The sequence below is a fragment of the Rhizobium sp. Root1203 genome, from assembly GCF_001424945.1.
Lineage (GTDB): Bacteria > Pseudomonadota > Alphaproteobacteria > Rhizobiales > Rhizobiaceae > Rhizobium.
In genome coordinates this window covers 1-5,137 of the sequence record NZ_LMCW01000053.1, presented here as the reverse complement: position 1 = coordinate 5,137, position 5,137 = coordinate 1, and the positions used below count along the sequence as shown (strand labels likewise).

Sequence of the window (5,137 nt, the reverse complement as noted above, 5' to 3'; positions counted from 1 at the left end):
AACATCTCGATCGTGCTCGCTGGACAGAAACTGGGACTGAAAGAGGTCGATGACGGTATTTGGCTTGTCAGCTTCATGCACTATGATCTGGGATATATCGACCTGGAGCAGAAGACATTGCAAACCATCGACAACCCGTTCGGCACGAGGTTGTCACCCATGTCTTAGGAACGAACTGTTCCCTATGTATCCGGGTCGGACAATGAAGTTGTTGGCGTCCACGAGAGGATTCGAACCTCCGACCCCAGGATTCATACCACTTCGACTTTCGCCGCCGCCTTTGGCGTTCGTGGTCTGGACTGTCCCTTCACCATGAGCCTTTCGGCTTTTAGGTGCTGCCCATCCAGTCTCTACACCTTCAACGGATTTCTCCGAAGCTTGGCTCGGGATTGGCATGCTGGAAGTCCAGCGAAGCGTTCCCCGACTTTGAGCAGATCGACTACACCCTTTAAGATGCAGCCCCCAATTTTATGCAACCAGGAATCCTGTGCTCTATCCTACTGAGCTACGTGGACAAATGCGTACTAACGCAGGCTCCAATAGCTCAGCTTAACCGGGCGAGCAACTGCTCTTTTGCGAAATTCCGGCGCTGGTCGGCTCCGGCGGCTGCTTTGCAGCATCAGTCACCCGAGCCGACCAGCGCATCCCGCAGGAAGGGCTGACCTCCCCTCTGCCGAAGGTGAACGCCGAAGCCTGAACACCGGGGATCGGCGCGCGCCGTCCGCAAATCAGGCCGAAGACGGATGAAATTTCAGTGCAACGCCGTTCAGGCAGTAACGCAGCCCGGTCGGCTTCGGCCCGTCATCGAAGACGTGGCCGAGATGGCCGCCGCAGCGGCCGCAATGGACTGCCTCCCGTACCATTCCAAGTGTCGTATCCCGCGTCGTGCCGATGACCTTGCCGTCAAGCGGCGCCCAGAAACTCGGCCAGCCCGTGCCGCTGTCAAACTTCGTGCTCGACGCGAACGCGTCCTGTTCGCAGCCTGCGCAGGCGAAATTGCCCTTTCGTTCCTCGTGCAGCAGCGGGCTGGTGAACGGTCTCTCGGTTCCCTCCCGTCGAAGAACGGCAAACTGGTCAGCCGTCAGCAGTTTCTTCCATTCGCTATCCGTGTGGCTGACAGCGAACTGACCGCCGGTGTCTGCGCTCGCTTCGCAAAGACCGAACTGCATTCCAAGCGCAGTCAGTCCGGCATTGAGAATTAGGCTGCGTCGGCTCAACATGGTGTCATGCTCCGCGTTCGAAACGATCCTATGGTATGGGTACGAGTCCGCGGAGCATTTTGTTGCAGCAATGAACGAAGAATCTGCGATGCGCCGTCCTGTCACGAGACCTGGACGTTGGAATTCGACGCTAGTCCCGTGGGAATGCCGCAGCAACGAACTTCAATTTGATTTTATCCTGAGAGAGACCCCCGGCGGCTATGCGCCGAGGCGCTGCTCGGCAAGGCGCACCCAGTATGAAATGCCGTGGCTGATCGCCTCGTCGTTGAAGTCGTAGGCGGGGTTGTGCAGACCCGCCGTATCGCCGTTGCCGATGAAGATGAAGGCGCCGGGACGGGCGTTCAGCATGTAGGAAAAGTCCTCGCCGCCCATCATCGGATCGATGTCGGCGTTGACGTTGGCCGCGCCGGCGATGTCGGTGGCGATCTGGATCGCGTGACCGGTCTCGGTCGCATGGTTGAAGGTGACCGGGTAGTTGCGGTGGAAGGCGATATCGACTTCGGCGCCATGGGCCGCGGCGAGGCCGTTGACGACCTCCTTCAGGCGCGTTTCCGCAAGCGTACGCACCTCGGCGTCGAGCGTGCGCACCGTGCCGGCGATCGTCGCATCGTTGGGGATGACATTGTGGGCAAAGCCGGCATTGAACTTGGTGACGGAGACCACGACAGATGCAAGCGGATCGACGCTGCGCGATGCGATCATCTGCAGGTTCGTGACGATCTGCGCGCCGATCGCGATTGGGTCGATCGTGCGGTGCGGCTGCGCCGCATGGCCGCCACGGCCCTTAATGGTGATGGTGAATTCATCGGTCGCCGCCATGATCGCTCCCTTGCGGATGGCGAACTGGCCGACGGCAAGGCCGGGCAAATTGTGCATGCCATAGACCTCTTCTATGCCGAAGCGCTCCATCATGCCGTCCTGCACCATCAGGTTGCCGCCGCCGCCGCCTTCTTCGGCGGGTTGGAAGATAACCGCCACGTTGCCGTTGAAGTTGCGCGTCTCCGCGAGATACTTGGCAGCGCCGAGCAGCATTGCCGTGTGACCGTCGTGGCCGCAGGCATGCATCTTGCCTGATGTCTTGGACGCCCAGGGCTTGCCGGAAATTTCGGTGAGCGGCAGGGCGTCCATGTCGGCGCGCAGGCCGACCGTGCGTGTTCCCTCGCCGTTGCCCCTGATCAGGCCGACGACACCTGTGCGACCGATGCCGGTTACGATTTCATCGACGCCGAATTCCTTGAGCTTCTCGGCCACGAAGGCTGCGGTGCTTTCAACCGCGAAGAGAAGCTCAGGGCGCTCGTGGATATGCCGGCGCCATTCGGTGACTTCGTTCTGAAGCTCGGCGGCTCTGTTCAAAATCGGCATGCTTGCTTTCCTTGATGAAATCGAAAACGCGGCATGAGGCGATAGAGACACGATGCCGCGGAAATAAGTTAGACAATGACCTTTGCCATGTCATGGCCATATACGTTAAATAGGGGAAACTTTCGAGACATCCGGATATCTTTAAGGACAAACCGTGTCGACGCGCCAGAACCGCTTGCTTGCCGCTTTGCGGCCGCTCTCAATCGCAGCTTCCGCAGCCGCCATTGCTGTTTCCGTCACCTCCCAGGCCTATGCCAATCCGCATATCCTGGTCGACGTGCAAACCGGGCGCGTGCTCGAGCACGAGGACGCCTTTCGCAAATGGTATCCGGCCTCTCTGACGAAGCTGATGACGGTTTATACCGTGTTCGACGCGGTTCGCTCGGGCCAGATCAGCCTCGATACGCCTGTCGTGATGAGCAAGCGGGCAGCGGCCCAGCCGCCGGCCAAGATGTATTTCAAACCCGGCCAGAAGCTGACGCTGGACAGTGCGTTGAAGATTCTCATGGTCAAATCCGCCAACGATATCGCCGTTGCCGTTGCAGAAGCCGTGGGCGGCACGCAGGAGGCGTTCGTCGTGAAGATGAATGCAGAGGCGATCAAGCTCGGCATGTCGGATTCGCATTTCGTCAATCCGAACGGGTTGCCGGGCAAGGGGCAGTATACGACGGCGCGCGACCTCGCGATCCTGTCTGTGGCGCTGCGCCGTGATTTCCCGCAATATGCCGGCTATTTCTCGCTGGAAGGCATCACGACCGGGACCAAGAACGTGCCGAGCATCAATATGCTGATTGGCCGCTTCGCCGGGGCCGATGGCATGAAGACCGGTTTCATCTGCGCATCAGGCTTCAACCAGATCGGTTCGGCCACCCGCAGCGGCCGCACGCTGGTATCCGTCGTGCTTGGGACGGACAGCCTGGCGGCGCGCGCCGATGCCTCGGCCGACCTCCTGCAGAAGGGTTTCACCTCCCAGTTCCCCGGCACCGATACGCTCGGCTCGCTGAAGCCTTACGGACCTGGCCAGGATCAGGTCGCTGACATCACCGCCGAGATCTGCAGCGCAAAGGGCGCCAAGGTTCGCAGTGAGACGCGCGACGAAGTCGGCCGGATGAAGATCCACTCGCCCTATATCCAGGAAATGGATCACGAACCGAATTTCTCGTATGCGGGCCTGATTCCGGGCCAGAACGAACCGCAGCCGGACAAGCTCGCAACCGCTGAGACCGCAGGCGCGATCGCCAACGTTCCGGTGCCGATGCCGCGCCCGGCCGCGTTCTAAGGTCCATTTGACATGAGCGTTCAATCGGACCGGATTCCGGTCACCATCCTCACCGGCTTTCTCGGCGCCGGCAAGTCGACGTTGCTGAACCGCATCCTGAAGGATCCGGCGATGAACGACGCGGCCGTCATTATCAACGAGTTCGGCGATGTCGGGATCGACCACTTGCTGGTGGAAAGCTCGGGAGATTCGATCATCGAGCTCTCCGACGGCTGCCTGTGCTGCACGGTGCGCGGCGAGCTGGTGGATACGCTCGCCAACCTGATGGATGCGGTCCAGACCGGCCGCGTCAAGCCGGTCAGGCGCGTCGTCATCGAGACGACGGGGCTTGCCGATCCCGCGCCCGTTATGCAGGCGATCATGGGCAACCCGATCATTGCCACGAATTTCGAGCTCGAGGGCGTCGTAACCGTCATCGATGCGGTCAATGGCGTGCAGACGCTCGACAACCACGAAGAGGCGGTGAAGCAGGTGGCCGTTGCCGACCGCCTGATCGTCTCGAAGAAAACCATGGCGTCGCCCGAGGCGCTGGCGGGCCTTGAATCGCGCCTGCGCGCGCTCAATCCGCGCGCTGCACTGATGGATGCGGACGATCCCGCCAGCGGGACGTCGGCAACGCTCGTCAACGGCCTTTACGATCCGGCGACGAAGATTACCGATGTGGGCCGCTGGTTGCGGGACGAGGACGCGCACGCTGCGCATCATCATCATAATCATGCTCACGACCACCATCATGATCATCACGGACACGATCACCATGACCATGGGCATGATCATCAGGATCCGCATGACGTGAACCGCCACGATGCCTCGATCCGATCCTTCTCGATCGTCGAGGACAAGCCGATCGATCCAATGGCGCTCGATATGTTCATCGACCTGCTGCGATCGGCGCATGGCGAGAAGCTCTTGCGCATGAAGGCGATCGTTGCCGTGTCTGACCGGCCGGAACGCCCGCTCGTGCTGCACGGCGTCCAGAGCATCTTTCATCCGCCGACCCGCCTGCCGGCATGGCCGGACCCAGCAGACAGGCGCACCCGCATGGTGCTGATCACCAAGGATCTGCCGGAAGCGTTCGTGAAGGACCTGTTCGACGCGTTCCTCGGCAAGCCGCGCATCGATACGCCGGATCGCACCGCTCTCTCCGACAATCCGCTGGCAATCCCCGGGATGCGGATCTAGAGCGTTTCCGTGTTTTTCTGAATCGAATGTGATTCCCAAATCAGTTTTATTCTGATTCCTTGGTGTTGGCTGGATGGAGGCCAGCATCTGATGA

General features: G+C 60.5%; 4 protein-coding genes and 1 pseudogene. 3 read left to right on the top strand and 2 right to left on the bottom strand.

What is annotated here, in order from left to right; all coding sequences use genetic code 11:
* Positions 1 to 168, top strand: a pseudogene (locus ASC97_RS36450) (transposase); the annotation flags it as partial.
* Between the two features lie 560 nt (positions 169 to 728).
* Here the strand turns inward: ASC97_RS36450 and msrB are convergent.
* Complete coding sequence (gene msrB / locus ASC97_RS28130; protein ID WP_057471634.1) at positions 729 to 1,220, bottom strand: peptide-methionine (R)-S-oxide reductase MsrB; 492 nt, start codon at positions 1,218 to 1,220, stop codon at positions 729 to 731.
* A gap of 198 nt (positions 1,221 to 1,418) precedes the next feature.
* Positions 1,419 to 2,582, bottom strand: a complete 1,164-nt coding sequence (locus ASC97_RS28125; RefSeq protein WP_057471633.1) for a M20 aminoacylase family protein — start codon at positions 2,580 to 2,582, stop codon at positions 1,419 to 1,421.
* 154 nt (positions 2,583 to 2,736) lie between these two features.
* Between ASC97_RS28125 and ASC97_RS28120 the strand changes: the two genes are divergently transcribed.
* Both ASC97_RS28120 and ASC97_RS28115 read left to right on the top strand, forming a co-directional pair.
* Entirely contained in the window at positions 2,737 to 3,861 is a 1,125-nt protein-coding gene (locus tag ASC97_RS28120; protein ID WP_057471632.1) for a D-alanyl-D-alanine carboxypeptidase family protein, read from the top strand.
* Between the two features lie 12 nt (positions 3,862 to 3,873).
* Entirely contained in the window at positions 3,874 to 5,043 is a 1,170-nt protein-coding gene (locus ASC97_RS28115; RefSeq protein ID WP_057471631.1) for a CobW family GTP-binding protein, read from the top strand.
* Positions 5,044 to 5,137 lie beyond the last annotated feature (94 nt).